The organism is Nocardia alni (assembly GCF_019038435.1).
GTDB lineage: Bacteria > Actinomycetota > Actinomycetes > Mycobacteriales > Mycobacteriaceae > Nocardia > Nocardia alni.
This window is the reverse complement of record NZ_JAGPOX010000039.1, coordinates 19,501-37,694: the sequence shown is the minus strand read 5'-3', so window position 1 is coordinate 37,694 and position 18,194 is coordinate 19,501. Positions and strand designations below refer to the sequence as shown.

The 18,194-nt window shown below is 68.3% G+C and carries 16 protein-coding genes; 7 read left to right on the top strand and 9 right to left on the bottom strand.

The window, feature by feature from the left end:
- Positions 1 to 63: 63 nt before the first annotated feature.
- The gene (locus JZ791_RS17040; RefSeq protein WP_216895992.1) at positions 64 to 615 is read left to right on the top strand and encodes a YbaK/EbsC family protein; all 552 of its coding nucleotides are present in this window, start codon (positions 64 to 66) and stop codon (positions 613 to 615) included.
- A 17-nt stretch (positions 616 to 632) separates the two neighbouring features.
- On the opposite strand, the gene JZ791_RS17035 is transcribed toward JZ791_RS17040, so the two are convergent.
- The gene (locus JZ791_RS17035) at positions 633 to 2,111 is read right to left on the bottom strand and encodes an AAA family ATPase (protein ID WP_216895990.1); all 1,479 of its coding nucleotides are present in this window, start codon (positions 2,109 to 2,111) and stop codon (positions 633 to 635) included.
- Positions 2,112 to 2,322: 211 nt separating this feature from the next.
- Here JZ791_RS17035 and JZ791_RS17030 point away from each other — a divergent pair, with 211 nt between their 5' ends.
- Positions 2,323 to 3,453, top strand: coding sequence for an acyl-CoA dehydrogenase family protein (locus JZ791_RS17030; RefSeq protein WP_216895988.1), 1,131 nt, complete (start codon positions 2,323 to 2,325; stop codon positions 3,451 to 3,453).
- A complete protein-coding gene (locus tag JZ791_RS17025; RefSeq protein WP_216895986.1) occupies positions 3,450 to 4,694 on the top strand; it encodes an acyl-CoA dehydrogenase family protein in 1,245 nt (414 codons plus the stop codon). The genes JZ791_RS17030 and JZ791_RS17025 overlap by 4 nt, the downstream gene beginning before the upstream one ends.
- 84 nt (positions 4,695 to 4,778) lie before the next feature.
- Here the strand turns inward: JZ791_RS17025 and JZ791_RS17020 are convergent, their stop codons facing one another.
- The 7 genes from JZ791_RS17020 to JZ791_RS16990 all read right to left on the bottom strand — a co-directional run bounded on the left by JZ791_RS17020 (position 4,779) and on the right by JZ791_RS16990 (position 14,678).
- A complete protein-coding gene (locus tag JZ791_RS17020; RefSeq protein ID WP_216895984.1) occupies positions 4,779 to 5,138 on the bottom strand; it encodes a hypothetical protein in 360 nt (119 codons plus the stop codon).
- A gap of 121 nt (positions 5,139 to 5,259) precedes the next feature.
- Positions 5,260 to 8,607, bottom strand: coding sequence for a serine/threonine-protein kinase (locus JZ791_RS17015; RefSeq protein ID WP_216895982.1), 3,348 nt, complete (start codon positions 8,605 to 8,607; stop codon positions 5,260 to 5,262).
- Between the two features lie 220 nt (positions 8,608 to 8,827).
- Positions 8,828 to 9,616, bottom strand: coding sequence for an N-acyl homoserine lactonase family protein (locus JZ791_RS17010; protein ID WP_216895980.1), 789 nt, complete (start codon positions 9,614 to 9,616; stop codon positions 8,828 to 8,830).
- On the bottom strand, positions 9,613 to 11,121 hold the full coding sequence (tcuA, locus tag JZ791_RS17005) for an FAD-dependent tricarballylate dehydrogenase TcuA (protein WP_216895978.1): 1,509 nt from the start codon (positions 11,119 to 11,121) through the stop codon (positions 9,613 to 9,615). The genes JZ791_RS17010 and tcuA overlap by 4 nt, the downstream gene beginning before the upstream one ends.
- A 73-nt stretch (positions 11,122 to 11,194) precedes the next feature.
- Positions 11,195 to 12,658: an aldehyde dehydrogenase gene (locus tag JZ791_RS17000; protein ID WP_216895976.1), complete on the bottom strand. Its 1,464-nt coding sequence runs from the start codon at positions 12,656 to 12,658 to the stop codon at positions 11,195 to 11,197.
- Entirely contained in the window at positions 12,655 to 13,785 is a 1,131-nt protein-coding gene (locus JZ791_RS16995; RefSeq protein WP_216895974.1) for a PrpF domain-containing protein, read from the bottom strand. The genes JZ791_RS17000 and JZ791_RS16995 overlap by 4 nt, the downstream gene beginning before the upstream one ends.
- The gene (locus JZ791_RS16990) at positions 13,782 to 14,678 is read right to left on the bottom strand and encodes an NAD(P)-dependent oxidoreductase (protein ID WP_216895972.1); all 897 of its coding nucleotides are present in this window, start codon (positions 14,676 to 14,678) and stop codon (positions 13,782 to 13,784) included. Before JZ791_RS16990 ends, JZ791_RS16995 begins: the two co-directional genes overlap by 4 nt.
- Before the next feature lie 188 nt (positions 14,679 to 14,866).
- Between JZ791_RS16990 and JZ791_RS16985 the strand changes: the two genes are divergently transcribed.
- The 4 genes from JZ791_RS16985 (at position 14,867) to JZ791_RS16970 (ending at position 17,674) form a co-directional block, all read left to right on the top strand.
- Positions 14,867 to 15,535: a hypothetical protein gene (locus JZ791_RS16985; RefSeq protein WP_216895970.1), complete on the top strand. Its 669-nt coding sequence runs from the start codon at positions 14,867 to 14,869 to the stop codon at positions 15,533 to 15,535.
- Positions 15,532 to 15,939 (top strand): hypothetical protein, encoded by a 408-nt coding sequence (locus JZ791_RS16980; protein WP_216895968.1) that lies wholly within the window; start codon positions 15,532 to 15,534, stop codon positions 15,937 to 15,939. The genes JZ791_RS16985 and JZ791_RS16980 overlap by 4 nt, the downstream gene beginning before the upstream one ends.
- Positions 15,940 to 16,024: 85 nt before the next feature.
- Positions 16,025 to 16,342: a hypothetical protein gene (locus JZ791_RS16975; protein ID WP_216895966.1), complete on the top strand. Its 318-nt coding sequence runs from the start codon at positions 16,025 to 16,027 to the stop codon at positions 16,340 to 16,342.
- A gap of 138 nt (positions 16,343 to 16,480) precedes the next feature.
- Positions 16,481 to 17,674, top strand: coding sequence for a hypothetical protein (locus JZ791_RS16970; protein WP_216895964.1), 1,194 nt, complete (start codon positions 16,481 to 16,483; stop codon positions 17,672 to 17,674).
- Between the two features lie 46 nt (positions 17,675 to 17,720).
- On the opposite strand, the gene JZ791_RS16965 is transcribed toward JZ791_RS16970, so the two are convergent.
- Complete coding sequence (locus JZ791_RS16965; protein WP_216895962.1) at positions 17,721 to 18,185, bottom strand: nuclear transport factor 2 family protein; 465 nt, start codon at positions 18,183 to 18,185, stop codon at positions 17,721 to 17,723.
- Positions 18,186 to 18,194 lie beyond the last annotated feature (9 nt).

Genomic DNA, 18,194 nt, shown 5'->3' with positions numbered 1-18,194 from the left:
AGCCTGCTTCGGGGGCGCACCCGCCGCCGCAAGGTCCGCACACCATGCGATTAGCCTGCATGGATGACTTCTTCCTGGACCACGGGCGGCGTGCTGGATGTCGTCCCCGCAGTGGAACACCCGGATCTGCTGGCCGATCCGGTCCGCAAGGCCCTGGACGGGCTGGAGGGTGCGGATCGCTGGGGCGTGGCCGAGATCGATCCGGAGCTGGCCGACACCGCGGCCTTCTGTGAGCGTTACCAGGTGGGCCTGGAGGTATCGGCCAACTGTGTCGTGGTCGCGGCCAAGCGGGCCGGCGAGATCCGCTACGCCGCCTGCATGGTCCTGGCCACCGACCGAGCCGACGTCAACGGCATCATCCGTCGCCACCTGGACGCCCGCAAAATCTCCTTCGCCCCCATGACAGAGGCCGTCGGCCTGACCGCCATGGAATACGGCGGCATCACCCCCTTGGGCCTCCCCGCCGACTGGCCGCTCCTGATCGACACCGCCGTCGCCCGATCCCCCGAGGTGGTCGTAGGCAGCGGCCTGCGCCGCAGCAAACTCTTCGTCCCGGGCAGCGCCCTCACGACCCTCCCCACCGCCGAGACACTCACCCTCGCACTCAACCGCTGAGAAAGGGGCCTCGCAGGTCAACTGCCATATATCTCATCGAGTCCGATAAGTAGCGGCGGTGCGGTGTCGTCTTGTTGGTTGCGCAGTGTGTCGCTGAAACCAGCTCCGCTGAAACAGGCCAGGCGGCAGCGGGATACGTCCCAACCGGCGGCCGCCAGAAGATCTCGTGCCCGGCTCAGGCGGCTTGTGTGGCCGATGCCCATGATGGCGCCCCATTTCACCTCGCCGAGCAGTGACACCGCGGGCTTGCGGCCGCCGTCGCCCGGATGGGTCATCGCGACGTCTATCTGAATCTGGCTGCGGGTCGCTGGATCTGGGACGATGCCGCAGCCGACATCACCGAATTCGGCCTCCGGGCCGAGTAGGTCGATGCCGTCGCCGAGCATGAATTCCCGGCACATCGTCTCGAAGTGAGGGCCCGCGACCTGGGCGGCGAAGCGCTCTCGGGACCGCGCCCAGACCTGCTGTGCCTGCCCGTCCTCCAGACGAACCCAGGCCGGGCGCATGATGGCCTCGTAGAAGGTGATCAGCGGCTCGGTGATGCGGTAGACGGATTTACCGGCTCGGAAAGCGTCTTGTTCCCGGACAAGAAGGCGGCAGTCCTCCAACACGGCGAGGGGATGCGAGATGTCGACCGACTTGCGGCCGATGTAACCAGCGATGCCGCCCCGGGTGTTGTTTCCCTGTGCCACGGCGGCCAATACCGAGTGGTACAGCGCGGTATCGCGGACCTCGGCCTCCTCCGCCAGCAGGTAGCGAGCCTCTCGGAACAGTGGGCTCAGCGGGGATAGCACCGTGCGGCACAGCCATTGATCGAAATCGTCGAGCGAAGCGGGCACATCGTCTGCCAGAAATTGGCGGCGGTATGCGGGGGTTCCGCCGAGTACGGCGTGCAATCGCAACGCGAGCGCGGGATTTTCCGCGACCCCCCAGAACTGTGCCGCATCGCGAAAACCGAACGGCTGCACCACGAGTTCGAGCTGTGCTCGTCCGCGCAGCGGCGCACTGCTGGCCAGCAGCCCACCCATGACCGACATGGCCGATCCACACAGCAGCAGGCGCATCCCGCTCGGCTCGGTCTGGTAGCGATCGATCTCCCGCTGAACCAGTGACGGCAGCTCGGGCACCGATTTCACCAGGTACGAAAACTCGTCCAGCACAACCAGAAACGGCGAATTGGCATGGTCACGGGCCGCGAGTCCGAACAGATAGGTGATCGCGTGATCCCAGGTGTCGAACGAGATCGGCACCTCGGCTCCGGAATGTTCGGCGATGGCAGCACCGAACTGGCGCAGTGATTCGCCGGAGGTAGCCGTCGTGGCGCCGAAGTAGAGCCCGCCGAGTTGCTCGACAATGGCGCGGAGAAGGTAGGTCTTGCCCATGCGGCGGCGCCCACTGACAATGCCCAGCCGGGCAGTGGCGCCGGGCCGTGACGCGAATGAGACCAGGGCATCCCATTCCACTGCCCGGTCGAACAGGTGCTCCGGTTTCGCCACAGGCTTCCTCCCAGCGCTTAGGACTATACCCCTTAGGACTATACTCCTAATGTGCCGCCTGTTCGCTGAGTTCGCCGCCGGTGATCGGATTCGGGCCGGTGGGTGCGTCGGGGTGGCGGGGAGAATGTTATTCTCATTATTCGATGATCTGATTCTCGTACCGGTCGGAGGGCCGTCGCATGAGGATCGCGACACGAAGGACCGCCACACCATGACCCTCGAGCCGACCGGCGACCAGATACTGTTCCAGAATACGACCCGGGAATTCCTGGATCGCACCGTACCGATCGGGGTGGTGCGTCAACTCGCCGATACCGCAACGGGTTTCGACCGCGACTGGTGGCGCCGGGGAGCGGAGCTGGGCTGGACCGCGATGCTGGTTCCCGAAGACCTCGGGGGCGGCTCGGTTGCCGGGCAGCCGCTGTCCGAACTCGCGCTGGTGGCAACGGAATTCGGGCGCACCTGCGCGCCCGGGCCGCTGATCCCCACCAGCGCGGTGCTGGCGGGGCTGGTCGCCGCGGGCGACCGGTTCGCCGACGTCGTCGCCGAGATCCTCACCGGTGATCTCGTCGCCGCGTGGGCGCTGTACGAGCCGCGTCACGGGCTGGATCTCGCACCGGCGCAGACGCGCGCGGAACCCGACGGCGCGGGCTACCGTCTCACCGGGTGCAAGGACCGCGTCGAGGCCGGCGACAGCGCCGGCATCTTCCTGGTCACCGCGCACAGCACGGACGGCCCGGTCCAGGTGCTCGTGCGCGCCGACGCGCCGGGGGTGACAGTCACCCCGACGTGGACCCTCGATCTGGTCCGCCGCACCGCCCGGGTGGAATTCGACGATGTCGCCGTGGACGCCGACTCGGTCGTGCAGCGCGGTGAATCCGCCGCCGCGGCAGCGCAATCCCAGCTTCACATCGCCGCGGCGCTGACCGCGGCGGAATCCGTGGGCGCCACGCAGGTCGCCTTCGACGCCACCGTCGCGTGGATGTTCGACCGCTACACCTTCGGCCGCCCGCTGGCGTCCTATCAGGTCCTCAAGCACCGCATGGCCGACAACAAGACCTGGCTCGAGGCCTGCCGCGCCACCGCACGCGCTGCGGCTCGCGCGGTGGACGAGAGTCCCTCCACCGCCGCGGAACTCGTCAGTGTCGCCAAATCGTACGTGAGCACCAAGGCGCCGGTGATCGTCCAGGACTGCGTGCAGATCCACGGGGGCATCGGCGTCACCTGGGAACACGATCTGCACCTGTTCCTGCGGCGGGTCACCCTCGGCCGGGCGCTGTACGGCACTCCCGAGGAACACCACCACCGCATCACCGATCTACTCGTCCGGAGCGCCGCATGACCATCGAAACCGACACCACCACAGCCGAATCCGTCGAGAGCTTTCGCGACCGCGCCCGGCACTGGCTGAAGGACAACCTCGAGCAGGCAGTGCCGTACTCCGGTCTCGGCGTCCCCGACGACGAGGAGTGGCCCCGCGCGCGCGAATTGCAGCGCCGGCTGTCCGACGGCGGCTTCGCGGGTATCTGCTTCCCCGAAGCCTATGGCGGCCAAGGACTCACCCCCGCCCATCAGCGGGCCTTCACCGAGGAGGCGCTCGGCTACGAGATGCCGCTGGCACTCAACGTGCCCACCCTCGCGATCTGCGCCGCGGCCGTGCTCGACCTGGGCACCGAGGAGCAGAAGCGGGCACATCTGACCGCGGTGCTGCGCGGCGACGAGGTGCTGGTCCAGTTCCTGTCCGAACCGCGCGGCGGCTCGGATCTGGCGGGGCTGACCACCCGTGCGGACCGCGACGGCGACGAATGGGTCCTCAACGGCTCGAAGATCTGGAGTTCGGGGGCCTACGCCGCGGACTACGGGCTGTGCCTGGCGCGGACCAACTGGGACGTGCCCAAGCACAACGGGCTCACGCTGTTCCTCGTGCCGGTCGCCGCGCCCGGCGTAACCATCCAGCGCATCAAACAGGTCACCGGGTCCACGGAGTTCTGCCAGGAGTTCTTCGACGATGTCAGGCTGCCCGCCGACGCGGTGCTCGGGGAGGTCGGCGGCGGCTGGGCGGCCGCCTCACGGCTGTTGCAGCGCGAGCGGGAGGCGATGGGCGGCACCTCGCCCTTCATCAGCGGGGCGCGCCCCCATCTCGGCGGCGAGATCTCCTCTCTGGTCGAACTCGCCCAGAGCACGGGCCGCCTCGACGATCCGCGGGCGCGCGAGGAGATCGGCGCCGCCCGCGCGATGACCGTGGTGCGCAACCAGCTCATCGCCCACGTCTCGAATGCCATCGGCACCGGTGAACTGCCGCCCGCGGCCGGTTCCATCGTGCGGCTGTTCGGCGCGGAGAACAGCTGGACGCACGCGGACGCCGTCATGGCGATCGCGGGCTCTGCGGCCGTCACCGGAGACCCGGACGGTCCGGGCACCGGGCAGATCAGCATCGACTATCTGTTCCGCAACGCCTCGAGCCTGGGCGGCGGCAGCACCGAGATGGCCCGGAACATCATCAGCGAACGGGTGCTCGGCATGCCGCGCGAGTTCGCCGCGGACCGTGACGTGCCGTTCAACCAGGTCAAGCACGGTCGCTGAATCGCGGTATCGCACAACGGGCCTGGCGGTTCACACGGCAGCCGCCGGGTTCGGTTGCCGGAGCGCGGTACGGCCGGTACGAGATCAGATCCGCACCGGCCGTCGGCGCCCGGACCGCGGCAACCCGATTCCGGCCCCCAGCGCGACCACTCCCATTCCGGCCGCCGCCAGGATGCTCTGCGGACCGTCCACGAACAGACCGGCGCACACGGCGACGAGCAGATTGAACAGGAACAGGAACCACAGCGTCGGGCGGGCGGACAACCATGTGCGAATCGGTTCCTTGCGCATGACCAAGGGCCCGGTCACCAGCGCGAGCGCGGTGCCCGAGTAGGTCGTGACCTGTTGCGGATCGCCGTGCAGTACGAACCCCGATCCGAGGCAGGCGATGAGTCCGGCGACGAACAGGCACCACAGGGCGACGGTGCTGAGCAGGGATTTCATGGGGTCTCCTGGAATGGCGGGGGCGTTGCACCTCTCACCATTCCGGTTTCCGTCGCTGGTCACGATGGAGCGAACTCGCCGGTCCGTGGTGTAGCGAGGTACACCGGCCGCGCGGCGCGGACTATCCGATCGCGGCGATGATCTCGGTGATCTGCGGTCCGGCGTCGGCGGCGAGCTGCGGCAGGCCGTGGTCGGCGCAGCGTGAAAGTGCCGGTTGGAGAGTGTGTTTCGCCTCGTCGCGGCGTCCCGCCGCCCACAGGCAGCAGCTGTGGAGGAGTTGGGCGCGTAGCAGCGCCAGCGGGCGGTGCTGGGATCGGATCTGCCGCATCATCCGATCGGCACGGGTGCATGCCTCGTCGGCGGCGGCCGCCGTGTGCCGGGCCAGCAGCAGGCGGATGGCCGCCTCCTGTTCCAGCTCCGCGATGGCGGCGTGGATCCGGTTGTCCTGCTTGCCATACGGCGGGAGTGATAGCAGACGGGCGCGCACGTCCGGGGCGATCGGCAGGCCGAGTCGGCTGCGCTCGTCGAGGATCCGGGCGGTCAGCCGGGACAGTGAGCCGGCGTTCGCGATCGTCTCGCCCGTCGCGAGGTGCTGCGCGGCGGTGTCGAGATCGCCGCGCAACGCGGACAGCCGGGCGCCGGTGCCGAAGGTGGCCAGCAGAAAGTCGACCGGCCCACCGTGGCGACCCAGTCGCGCACTGGCGGTGAGTAATTCGGTGGCCTCGGCGATCCGGCCCTGCTGATAGCGCAGCTCGCCCAGCAGCACCCCGGCCAGGGTCGTGAACTGGTTCGGGCCACTGCCCGAGCGTTGCGCGATGGCGATGGCCGCCTCGAAAAGCTGTTCCGCCGTAGGTATGTCGAGCTGTTCGAGGGCCGCGAGCCCGGCGATGCAGCGCCCGTGCATGATGAGGAAGGGCGCGCCCTGGCCGAGCGCATGCGGCGCGGCCCACACGAACCAGCGTGTCGCCTCGTCGAATTCGAAGTGATCGAGCGCGTCGATGGCGGAGAGGTTGGCGGCACAGATCGCGGTGAAGTCGCCGAGCGGGTCCTGCCGATGCTCGAGCACCAGATCGGGCAGTCCGTTGAGCCGGTCGGTCACGTACAGCTCGACGCAGCTCACCATCGCGGCTTCCACGCGCAGCGCGGTCGCCAGCGGTTCGGGTGGCGAGGTCGTGGCCAGCGCGGCGAGGGTGTGGTGCAGTGCGGCGTGCATCGGCTGGGGGCGTTGCAGGGCGAGGTAGGCCCATGCCGCGCTCAGCTGCAATCGTGGTCGCAATTCCGCCAGGCCCACAGGGAGTTTCGCCATCAGGCCCAGAAAGGTGGTCATCCGGGATTCGGCGATCAACGGCTCGGCCCGGGCCTCGAGCAGGTCGGCCGCGCGTGCCGGATCGCCCGATGCCAGGGCATGATCGAGGGCCTCGGTGAGCATGCCGTGCTCGGCGAACCAGGATCCCGCCAGCTCGTGCAGCCGGTCGAGGCGGTCCGGCTGCTCCTGGACGAGCCGCCGGTGCAGATAGTCGGCGAACAGCCGTCCATAGCGGAACCATTCGGAGTCCTCGTCCAGCCGGCGCAAAAACAGCCCGCGGTCGGTGATCTGCTCGAGCAGTTCCTGGCTGTCGGCCCGGCCGGAGAGCACCGTGGCCAGATCGGCGCGAATCCTGGCGGTGATCGAGGTGCAGAGCAGGAAATCGAGTAGTCGCGGATCGAGCGACTTCAGCACGTTCTCGGCCAGGTATTCGCCGATGATGTGGTGGCGGCCGGTGAGCTGCTCGATGAAGGAGTCCGGGTCCTCGCGCCCGCGCAAGGAGAGCGCGGCCAGTTGCAGAGCGGCGGGCCAACCCTCGGTCGCCTCCTGCAACGCGGTCACCTCCGCGTCGGTCAGCGGCAGGTTGTTCTCCGCGACCAGAAACTCCCGTGTCTCCGCGGAGTCGAAACGCAGTGCGGCGGTATCGAATTCGAGCAGCTCGTCCTGCACCAGCAGACGGCTCAGCGGCAGCCGGTCCCGTGCCCGGGTCACGACCACGATCCGCAGATGATGACAGCCGCGCTCGAGCAGATAGTCCAGCGCCGCGAGGGTCGTACGGCCCGTCACCCGGTGCCAGTCGTCGATCACCAGAACCAGGGCGCGGCCACTGTCGTGGATCTCGTCGATGAGCGTGGACAGCACGTATCGCGCGGTGTCCGACGCGTGCTCCTCGAGCAGCGCGCCCATTTCGCGCGCCAGGTCGGGCCGCACCCGCCGGATCGCCTCGACGAGGTGGGCCAGGAACCAGACGAGGTTGTCGTCGTCGGAATCCGCGGACAGCCATGCGATCGGCATGCCCTGCGACTCGAGGCGACGGCCCCACTGCGCGGCCAGGACGGTCTTGCCGAATCCGGCCGGCCCGTGGATCACCGTCAGCCGGCGCGTGGGGGCCTGTCCCAGGGCATCCAACAGGCGGGTGCGCTCGATCTGCGTTCGAGGTGGGTCCGGCGGGCGGAACCTGGTCGCGGCGCTCGGCGGCGTCACCGACCCGGCGGGATGCGCGACCAGCGGTGCGGGCGGCGCACCGGTGATCGCGGTCGGCGCTGCGGGCGGCACGGCCATGGCGTCGACCGGGCAGCCGCAGCCGCGCTGCACGTCGCGGAGCGTTTCGCCGAAGTCGGTCGCCGAGGCGGGCCGCCGCGCGGGGTCGGTCGCCATCGCCGCCTCGATCGCCGCGCACACGGCGTCCGGAATGTCGAACTCACGCAAGTCGGGCAGCGGTGCGGTGGCGATCCGGGCGAGCTGGGCCTCGAGCGTCTCGCCGGTGCGCCGGGCGTACGCCGCGTGCCCGGCCAGCAGGCTGAACAGGGTCGCGCCCAGCCCGTAGATATCGGACGCCGCGGTGGGGACGGCGCCGCCGAGCACCTCGGGCGCGGTGAACGCGGGCGTGCCCGCGACGATCGGCTCCACGCTGATCTGCTCGCCGAAGTGGGCGATGCCGAAGTCGGACAGCTGCGGCTCGCCGTAGTCGGTGAGCAGGATGTTGCCCGGTTTCACATCGCGGTGCAGAATACCCAGCGCATGGGCCGCCGCCAAGGCGCCGGCGATCTTGACTCCGATCGACAGCACGTCCGGCCAGCGCAGCGCACCCAGCCGGTCCAGCATCCGGTCCAGCGAGCCCTGGGCGTGATACGGCATCACGATATAGGGGCGGCCGGTGGCGGTGATGTCGGCCTGGAGCACCTGCAGAATATGCGGATGGCCGGACAGGCGGCCGAGTGCTCGCTGTTCGCGCACGAATTGCTCGCGCTCGTCGCCGCGGACCTCGGACATCAGGATCTTGACCGCGACGTGGCGTTCGAGGGTGTATTCATAGCACCGGTACACGATGCCGAACCCTCCCCGCCCGATCTCCTCGGCCTCGCCGAAACCGGCAGCTGCCAGCTCGGCGGTGATCCCGGTGGGGAGATCCCGCTGGGTAGCGCCGTCGTCGGACCGTCCCATGGGATGCGCCGATGCGCTCAGGCCGCCCGGGAGCCCGGGGCCCGGTGTCGGCGGCGTGGCTCCACGGGTCCGACGTACAGCTCTGGAACCATGCTCACCTCCGCGGACGGCTACTCATCCCGACCTCGTCGCTCAACGATAGCGCGGTTCGGACCCGTTGATAACCTGCCGCTCCATGCTGCCATGGGCGATCGGTTCGTACGCATGCGCCGCGCCGATGTCAGGCGATCCGCACCGCGGTCCCCTCGGTACCGGGTACCGGTTCGAATCGCGTCAGCACTTCCGGGTCGTGACCGGGCACGATGAGATCCGGGGAGCTCGCGAGACCGTGCATGACGTCGAAGGCGTGATAGGTGCCGGGCAGGTCGGTGTGCACGGCGAAGGGGGCGTCACCGCAGACATTTCCGTAGAAATGGGAGGAGTCGGCGGCCAGGACGACCGTGCCGCGCGCGGTGGCGATGCTGACGATCTGCATGCCGGGGGTGTGGCCGCCGACCAGGTGCACCCGGACGCCCGGGGCCAATTCTCGCTCGCCGTCGACGTATTCGAGGCGTCCGGCCAGCCCGAGTTCCACCAGCCGCACGATGTCTTCGGCCTCGATGAGGCGATGAAATTCGAGACGGGACGCGAAACGCCCTGTCCAAAAGGCCATTTCACTGGATTGGACGATGAATTTCGCGTTCGGGAAGGCGTCGAGATCGCCGACGTGGTCGTAGTGGAAGTGCGAGAGCACCACCTGCGACACGGCGGCGCAGTCGACCCCGAGCAGGGCCAGCGCCTCGGAGGGGGCGCGAAAGTGCGTGCGCTTGCGGCGCTGGGCCATGGCGGCGGTGAATCCGGCGTCGACCACGATATCGGCCTCCGCGGTGCGGACCAGCCATACGTAGTAGTCCAGCTGCATCGACTGATCGCGGGGATCGGCTGCGCAGCCGTGGAAATACTCGCCGCGGGTGCCGCCGGGGTTCTCGCCGAACTTTATCGCGTAGACCTCGTGCATCGGCTCCGTCATGGCCGGACCCGACCGTGCTCGCCCACTCGTCCCGCCGCGTTCGCCCCCGCGATCCGCCCGAACACCGCGCCGCGCATCAGGCCGGCGCCCGCGGCGTAGTTGTGATGGAAGAAGTCGCCGGTGATCTCGCCGGTGGCGTAGAGGCCGGGCATGGGCTGCCCGGTCACGTCCAGCACCCGGGCGTCGGTGTCGATCTTCAGGCCGCCGTAGGTGAAGGTGATTCCGCAGGTGACCGGATAGGCGACGAACGGCGCCCGATCCAGGGTGATGGCCCAATTGGATTTGGGCGGTTGACCTTCCGGCCGTGCGGCGAGCCCGTCGAGGGAGATCGGGTCGAATCTGAGTTCGGCGTCGGACGCGACGGCCTTGTTGAACGCGGTGACCGTCGCGGTGAGCGTGTCGCCCGGAATGCCCAGCCGGGTGGCGAGTTCCTCCAGCGTGTCGGCCTCGATCGGCGCACCGGTGCGATAACGCGGTTCGAGCAGATGCGCGGTCTTGCGATCGAAGATCTGGTAGGCGACAGCGCCGCGCTGCCGCAGGATCGCCGAACCGGTCTTGGCGTAGGTGAGGAAGACCTGATCCTCGCCCTCGTCGACGAAACGCACGCCCTCGGAGTTGACCAGCAGCGAATACGGATAGGAGTAGCGGGCGAGCTTATCGGTCAGGCGCAGATCGCCGACCGGGGGATGGGCCGCGTCCTGCGGGCTGGCGTGGCAGCCGCCCCAGTGGCCGGTCGGTTGCGCCCCGGCCTCGAGCGCTTTGGCCAGCATGGTGCCCATGTTGAAGCGGGTGCCGCGCACCCGCACCAGATCCCAGCCGGGGCCGAGGTAGCGCATCCGCATCTCGGGATTGGCCTCGAACCCACCGCAGGCCAGCACCACCGTGCCCCGGACCTCCTCGAACCGGTCCGGCCGGCGCACGCGCACACCCTCGACGGTCGCGCCGCTGGTGATGAGGTCGGCCGCCGGCGCGTCGTACCAGATATCGATCCCGGCGGCCTCCGCCGCGGCGAACAGCGAGGCGACCAGGCCGATGCCCTCGTGCCGCACCCGGATCGCGCCGCCGGGTGTCAGCGCGTACACCTGATCGAGGCTGTCCAGGTCGAACAGCTTGTTGGCGGTCAATTCCCATTCGACGCCGTGCCCGCGCATCCATTCGAGGGTCGCGAACGATCGGTCCACGACCGTTTCCACCAGATCCCGCGGCGGATGCCCCTGCGAGGTGTTCATCCAGTCGCGGATGTAGTTCTCGCGGGTGTACGCGGCCACCGACACCCGGGCCAGGATGTTCTCGTCGGGATCGACCAGGATCGGCCGGATCGAGTCCAGGCCGTCGTGTACGGCCCGGAAGATGGAGCCGGAGAACCGGCTGTTGCCGCCGCGCTCCTCCTGGTTGGCGGCCTCCAGCACCAGCACTCGCGCGCCGGCCTCGCGGGCCGTGAGCGCGGCGACCAGCCCGGCGTTCCCCGCGCCGACCACGATGACGTCGTATTCCGCTGTAGACAAAGCGAATTCCTTCCTGAATCGAGCGCGACTCTCCATGTATTCGGTGAAACACAGCACCGCAATGGAATTCGGCTCAGGTGCGGATGACGAACGGGTCCCGGGCGGCCCCGGAGTAGTCGATCATCACGTTCTGGGTGTAGGTGTACTCCGCGAGCGCGTCCTCGCCGCGCTCGCGGCCGTAACCGCTGCGCTTGATCCCGCCGAACGGGGCCTGGGCGGCGGTGCTGCGGTAGGTGTTGACCCACACCGCACCCACCTCCAGTTGCTCGACCACGCGGTGCACGCGGTCGATGTTCCGGCTCCAGACCGCGGCCGCGAGCCCGTAGTCGATGCCGTTGGCGATGCGCACGGCGTCGTCCTCGTCGTCGAACGGAATGATCGACAGGACCGGGCCGAACACCTCCTCGGTCGCGACCCGCATATCGGGTGCGACGTCGGCGAAGACGGTCGGGGCGACGAACAGTCCGGCGCCGAATCCGGTCGCGGGCCCGCCGCCGGCGACGAGCGTCGCGCCGTCGCCCCGGGCGGCCTCGATCAGGCCCAGGATCCGTTGGTACTGCGGTTCATTGGCCACCGGGCCCATCTCCGTGGCGGGGTCGAGCGGGTCACCGAGCCGAATTCCGGCCGCCCGCTCCGCGATCGCGGCGACCACCTCGTCGTAGACCGGGCGCTGCACCAGCAGCCGCGAGCCCGCCACGCAGGTCTGCCCGGCCGCGGCGAAGATCCCGGAGACCGCGCCGACGATCGCGCGGTCCAGGTCGGCGTCGTCGAAGATGATGTTGGGCGACTTGCCGCCCAGTTCCAGGGTGACCGGAACCAGCCGCCGCGCCGCGGCTTCCGCGATCCGGGTTCCGGTCGCGCTGCCGCCGGTGAAACTGATCTTGCTGACACCGGGATGGGAGATCAGGGCCTCACCGGCCTGCGGGCCGCCGGTGATCACGTTCACCACACCGGGCGGGAAGCCGACCTCGCAGGCCAGCCGCGCGAGTTCGCAGGTGGTCACCGAGGCGTGCTCCGACGGCTTGACGACCACTGTGTTGCCGGTGGCCAGGGCCGGCGGAAGTTTGTTGGCCAGCAGTCCGATCGGTGAATTCCACGCGGTGATCAGCGCTGCGACGCCGTAGGGGCGGCGGCGGGTGTAGTCGAACAGGCTGGGGTTGTCCAGCGGAATCGTGCGGCCGTAGAGCTTGTCGGCGTAACCGGCGAAGAACCGCAGATTCCTTGCCGCGAAGGTCATCTGAGGGCGCGTCTCGCGGATTATCTTGCCGTTGTCGGTGGATTCCATCCGGGCCATCGAGTCGGCCTCGGCCTCCAGCGCGTCGGCCAGTGCGAGCATCAGCCGGGCTCGCTCGACTCCCGGTGTGCGACGCCAGGTTTCGCGGAACGCGCGCTGGGCGGATTCGACCGCCCGGTCCACCTCGTCGGCGCTCGCGTCGGGGATTCGCGCCCACACCTGCCCGCTGTACGGATTGACCGCCTCGCGCGTCGCGGCGCCTGCGACGGGCTTGCCGTCGATGACCATGGTCGCGTGTTTCATGAAGTCTCCTCGATGTCATGGTCCGCGTACGGATGCGCGATGCCGCTCATCAATCGCCTGGCGGTGCGGACCACCCCCACCGAGTCGACGTGCGGGCCGTCGGCGCGCACCTGCGCCAGGACGTCCACCGTGCCCAGCGGGTGTGCGATCCGTAGCGCGCTCGAAGGCGGCACGGTGTCCTCCCGGGCGAGGCAACCGTGGGGGAGCGTGCCGGGAATGCGGGCCGCCGCGGCCAGGCACAGCGCTGCGGTGATCGGCACGGCGCGATGCACCACGCCCATCGACACCGCGACCACGGCCAGGTCGGTGTCCGGTGCGCGCGCGGGGCCCACCAGGACGATGCGCGGAATCACCGGGGACAGCTCCTGGGCGTCGTCGGCCTTGTCGACGACGCCCAGCAACCGTGCCGCCTCGCCCCGGATACGCTCGATGCGCAGCAGCAGATCGGGGTCCGCGTTCAGTTCGGCGACGCTGCGCTCGTGCGGAACGATATCCAGGTCGGCGGCCCGGGCGAAGACATAGGCGCTGGTCACGTCCAGGATGGACAGCTCCAGCGGACCGGCGGGCCCCTCGGCGGTGTCGACCGGATTGCCGGTCGGGAGCAGCTTGCCGGTGACGGCTCCGCCCGGGTCCGAGTAGTGCGTGACGATCGGTGAACCCGGCCGGGGGACGCCGGCGACCCGCAGCTCGCCGTCGGTGCGGGCGCGTCCGTCCCGCACCGGAACCTCGGCCTCGATCCGGACGCCGGTGTTGCCGTTGATCATCCGCACCCGAGTCGTGGGTTCCACCGGGGGGACGAGCTTCTCGTCGACGGCGAACGCCGCGACCGCGGTGGTCAGGTTGCCGCAGTTGCCACGCCAGTCCACGGTGGGAGTGTCGATTCCGACCTGGCCGAACCAATACGTCACCGCGCCTTCGGGTCCGGGCTCGACGACCATCACTTTGCTGGTGCTGGAATATGTTCCGCCGAGTCCGTCGATCTGCATCGGGTCCGGACTGCCCATCAGGTCCAGGACGAGCGCGTCGCGTCGCGGCCCGGCCGGGGGGAGATCCCGGGCGTGCAGGAACAATCCCTTGCTGGTGCCGCCGCGCATGAGGACCGCGGGAACGCCGCGGCCGGACGTCATTTCCGGTCCTTGTCCAGCAGGCGTACCACCGCGGTGTGGTAGTTCTGGGCGAAACCGTTGTCGCACAGTTGATCCAGCATGGAGTGCGCGAGCGTGGCCGAGGGCAGTTCGACGCCCAGTTCCGCCGCCAGTTCCAGGGTGTAGCCGAGGTCCTTGCGCATGTAGGCCGCCGGGAAGATGCCGGTGGGATGCTGGTCCGGCAGCAGGGCCGAGCGGCCGTGGTTCTCCAGGACGAAACTGCCCGCCGAACCGCCGCCCAGGACGTCGAAGAGCGTCTCGTCGGTCACCAGCCCACTGTGCCGGGCGAGGGTGACCGCTTCGGCCAGGGCCACCACGGTTTCGAAGACGACCGTGTTGTTGACCAGCTTCAGCAGCGCGCCCGCGCCGCCGGGACCGCAGTGCGTGACGTCGGTGCCCATGGTGCGCAGCAACGGCTCCGCGCGCCGGTAGTCGCTCTCGGCCCCGCCCACCATGATCGCCAGGGTGCCCGCCACGGCGGCCTTCCTGGTGCGTGCCACCGGTGCGTCGAGAAAACTCAGCTGCCGCTGCGCGAGTCGATCGTGCGCCGCCTTCGCCACTGCCACCGGCGTGGTCGACAGATCGATGACCAGGCTGCCGGGCCGCGCCGCGCCGAGAATGCCGCCCTCGTCGTAGAGCACGGCCGAAACCTCGGTGCCGCCGGGCAGCGACAGGAACATCACGTCGGCCCGCGCGGCCACCTCGGCGACCGATTCCGCCGGAATGGCGCCGGCGGCCACCAGCGGTTCGATATTGTCCGGATTCAGGTCGAAGACGACTGTCGGCGTCCCGGACTTGCGGAGCAGATTGAGGCATTCGGCCGCGCCCATCACGCCCAGGCCGATGAACCCCAAGGTCGATGGTGCGAGGCTCATGACGGCACACCCGTTCCCTGCGTCATGGTGGCGAACATGCGAAATCGCCTGCCTTTCCACCCAACTCGATTGTTCGATCAATACTTATAAGGATAGTAACCATAGCGTCATCTGCTGTCTACAGACGACGGGATGCCGGGGACGGGCTCGCGCTGCGCGGGCGCATGCGCGGCTGTACGATTCGAGCCGTGAGGCTTCGCCGCTGCCGAGGACGGCTAGGGCTGGTAGCGGCGGTGATTCTGCTCATGCTGCTCACCAGCGGGTGCATTGGGACGGTCGATCGCGCCGATTTCGAACAGGTCGTACACCAGCGCGGCGGGGGATTGGTGTCATCGCTGCCCGCGGGGGCGATCGCCGCCCTGCGGCAACGTCTGGGCACGCCCGGCCTACAGGCCGTTGTCGTCCTGCTCACCAGCCCCGACTCGTCGGGTTTCCGGCTGGAGGTGCCGGACCAACCCGCTCAGGTGACGAGCTACCTCGACGACAATCCGGACCTGGCGAGTCCCGACGCGGTGGTGCACCTGCGGATCGCGGTGCCGAGCCGGCCCGGCGAGTTCGACGACTACAGCTATGCGAACGGTGTGCTCGGGTCGTCCACGCCGGTGCGGGTGTCGGCATCCAGCGGCCCGGACGACGAAACCTTCTCCCTCGCGGACGTTCCCGTACTCGGCAAGATCGAGGGCATCGTCGACAGCGCACTGGCGCACAGCGGATCCGAGGGCGGCTATGTCTCCTCGATCCTGGTGAACCGTTACGGCGCCGACGTTCTCGTCACCGTCCAGGTCACCGCACCGCGCTCGATATCGGTCGTCAGGTTCGACCGGACCGGCGCCTTCCTCGGGATTCAGCAGGCATGAGCGTGCAGGATCGTCCATCTCGCCGCCGCATCGGCGCAGGAGCGGTGATTGCGGTCGGATTCGCGATCCTGGTCGGGACGGCATTGCTCGGATGCGTTCTGCCCGTGGCGATCTGGCCCGGCGAAGCGAAACTCACCGCACCGGTGTTCTGCCACGGCCCATACACCGACCCGATCGTGGTCAGCTACCCGGTGGATTCCGACGGCGGCACCAACATCACCATGTATTGCGTCGGGCAGCGCGGCCAGTACACCGAGGTGGGCTTCTTGCTCCCATGGCTCACCCTGTGGGCCCTGCACGCCGCGATCGTCACCGTCCTGATCGTGGTGATCACTGCCGCACGCCGGATCTCCCGAAAACCCGTCGCGTTGGAGGACGGTGAGATGGGATCCTCGATTTCGTAAGCCGCTCTTGGCGATCGGTGACTCCGTAGCGATAGCGGCAGTCCGGAATCAGGGCAGACGCGCACGAACTTCGGGAGGTGGGCCTATGACCGTCATCGTCAACGATGCGTCGATGCTCAGCGATATCACCCCTGAGTCGGCACACCGTCGCACCGAGCGCAGCGGTCATGCGTGGCGGTTGAGCTGGCTGCCTGCCCGGTCGTTGACCCGTGTGCAGGCGCTGGCCGGAATGAGACTCGACGAGATCCTCAGCGACCCCGCGGTGGTATACGACCGCCTGTCCATGGCGCAGGCGGACGCCTACGCCGACCAGTTGGGCATCCTGCACGAACATGCGGTGATCCTGCTGGCCAAGCGGATGGCGGAACGCGACCGCGCGCGGCGGCCCACGGGTGTTGCCTGAGTCGGCGGTGGCCGGCCGATAAGCCATAACACGGTGATATGACGATCGGCCGGATTCTGTATTGGCCCGCTCGGACCGCGCGGTTTTAGGCTCGTGGGCAGTGGGCCGGTCGGCCCGCCGACGGAAGGATGACTACCTATGAGTGATCTCGAGGCGGCTGCTCGTCCGCTTTTGGCGACGTCCGCGCAAGTCGATGCCGAACAGACATTGATGCGGCTGCTGCGTGATCCGGAGTTGCGGCGAATACAGGCGGAAATTCGGGAGGAACTGGCGGCGAGGCCTCGGGGTCGCACCGAATCAGGGGCGGCCACGCTCGATCACGCCATTGCGCTCTGGACGAATTCTCTGGTCTTGGCCGAGATTTCCATCCATCAGCCGACTCCGGCGTTTACCTGGGGTACCGACAACACACCACGCACCTGGATGGGATACACGTTGTCGGGAGTCGGGACTTCCGGCGACAATCCCGATGCGGTCTTGCACAAGGGCGCCAAGGTGACGCCGCCGCCGATGGACGGTAATATGTCCGATCTCATGCCGCTGGCGAGTATCAGCGATCGCGATCTCGACGTCGCGCCCGATGGAACCTTCCGGTTCACCGTCGGCCGCGATGCCGAAAGTGCCGTTCATATGACCTCGGCGCCGGGTATGCTCACACTCGGTATTCGCGACATTCTTTCCGACTGGCGGCAGCGACCCTGCATGCTCGAGTTCCGGCCCCTCGACGAGGAACCGGCGAAGAGCCATACCGACGACGATATCCTGCGTGCGACGTATAAGGATCTGCCGCCCTATATTCGATTCTGGGCGAGCTTTCCGGAGAGATGGTTCGGCGGCCTGAGCGGCACCACGATCACTCCCGTACAGGTCCGTAACGGAAGTATGGCGGGCTGCATCGCCGCCATGAGTTTCGATCTCGCGCCCGACGAGGCGATTCTCGTCACGACGCTTCCGGTAGGGGCCGCGTACACGGGTTTTCAGATCATCGACCCGTGGATGCTCAGCGTCGATGTCACCGAACATCCTGTCAGCCTGAACAAATCGCAGACGGTGCCCAACGCGGACGGCAGCTTCACCTATGTCATCTCGCGATCCGATCCGGGCCTGGCGAACTGGCTGTCGACGGGAGACCTGAGCACTGGGCTGGGGATTGTGCGGTGGCAGGCGATGACGGATATCGACAGTGTGCGTCCGGCGGATCTGGTGCGTGAATTCCGCGTCGTCACGCACGCCGAACTCGAAGGAATGCCCGATCTGCCGCGCGTGACGGCACAGCAGCGTAAGGAGCAATCGGCGCAGCGCGCCGAGACATACGCTTCTCGCACATCCTGATGAGGCCGGAACCGCACGGCGACATTCGCCGTGCGGTGCCGGATGTTCAGGCGCCCTCGACCCGCAGACGGGTGATCCGCAGAGTTTTGATCTGCCAGGCTCCGCCGGTCTGCTCGTAGGTCTCGTGGTAATAGCCGAATCCGGTCATCACCCCGATATCGGATCCCGCGGGCATGTACAGCCGGTCGGTCATCGACCATATCGCGCCGGCGGAACGGTCACCGGTAAGCGTGATTTCACTGTCGTGACTCTGATGAACGCTGACGATGCCGAGGCCGGACAGGCCGTCCGAGACCCAGGATTCACGGCCTCGCATCACCACATTCATGGCCGGGAGAAAGTCATGTCCGGTCGCCGGATCGGTGCAGCAGCCCCGGTAGTCCAGGACGCAGTCGGCGGCGAGAATATCGCGCACCATCTCGCCGTCGCACGTGTCGACGCCGCGAAAATAGCGGGCCTTGGCCCGGCGTATGGCCTCGATCGCCAGCAGTCGGTCCGTATTGTCCAACACCGTCGCTCC

What these genes read in the sequence shown, in the direction of transcription:
- JZ791_RS17040 (WP_216895992.1), top strand. Translation starts at nt 64, where the DNA reads ATGACTTCTTCCTGGACCACGGGCGGCGTGCTGGATGTCGTCCCCGCA.
- JZ791_RS17030 (WP_216895988.1), top strand. Translation starts at nt 2,323, where the DNA reads ATGACCCTCGAGCCGACCGGCGACCAGATACTGTTCCAGAATACGACC.
- JZ791_RS17025 (WP_216895986.1), top strand. Translation starts at nt 3,450, where the DNA reads ATGACCATCGAAACCGACACCACCACAGCCGAATCCGTCGAGAGCTTT.
- JZ791_RS17020 (WP_216895984.1), bottom strand. Translation starts at nt 5,138, where the DNA reads ATGAAATCCCTGCTCAGCACCGTCGCCCTGTGGTGCCTGTTCGTCGCC.
- JZ791_RS17015 (WP_216895982.1), bottom strand. Translation starts at nt 8,607, where the DNA reads ATGGGACGGTCCGACGACGGCGCTACCCAGCGGGATCTCCCCACCGGG.
- JZ791_RS17010 (WP_216895980.1), bottom strand. Translation starts at nt 9,616, where the DNA reads ATGACGGAGCCGATGCACGAGGTCTACGCGATAAAGTTCGGCGAGAAC.
- JZ791_RS17000 (WP_216895976.1), bottom strand. Translation starts at nt 12,658, where the DNA reads ATGAAACACGCGACCATGGTCATCGACGGCAAGCCCGTCGCAGGCGCC.
- JZ791_RS16995 (WP_216895974.1), bottom strand. Translation starts at nt 13,785, where the DNA reads ATGACGTCCGGCCGCGGCGTTCCCGCGGTCCTCATGCGCGGCGGCACC.
- JZ791_RS16990 (WP_216895972.1), bottom strand. Translation starts at nt 14,678, where the DNA reads ATGAGCCTCGCACCATCGACCTTGGGGTTCATCGGCCTGGGCGTGATG.
- JZ791_RS16980 (WP_216895968.1), top strand. Translation starts at nt 15,532, where the DNA reads ATGAGCGTGCAGGATCGTCCATCTCGCCGCCGCATCGGCGCAGGAGCG.
- JZ791_RS16975 (WP_216895966.1), top strand. Translation starts at nt 16,025, where the DNA reads ATGACCGTCATCGTCAACGATGCGTCGATGCTCAGCGATATCACCCCT.
- JZ791_RS16970 (WP_216895964.1), top strand. Translation starts at nt 16,481, where the DNA reads ATGAGTGATCTCGAGGCGGCTGCTCGTCCGCTTTTGGCGACGTCCGCG.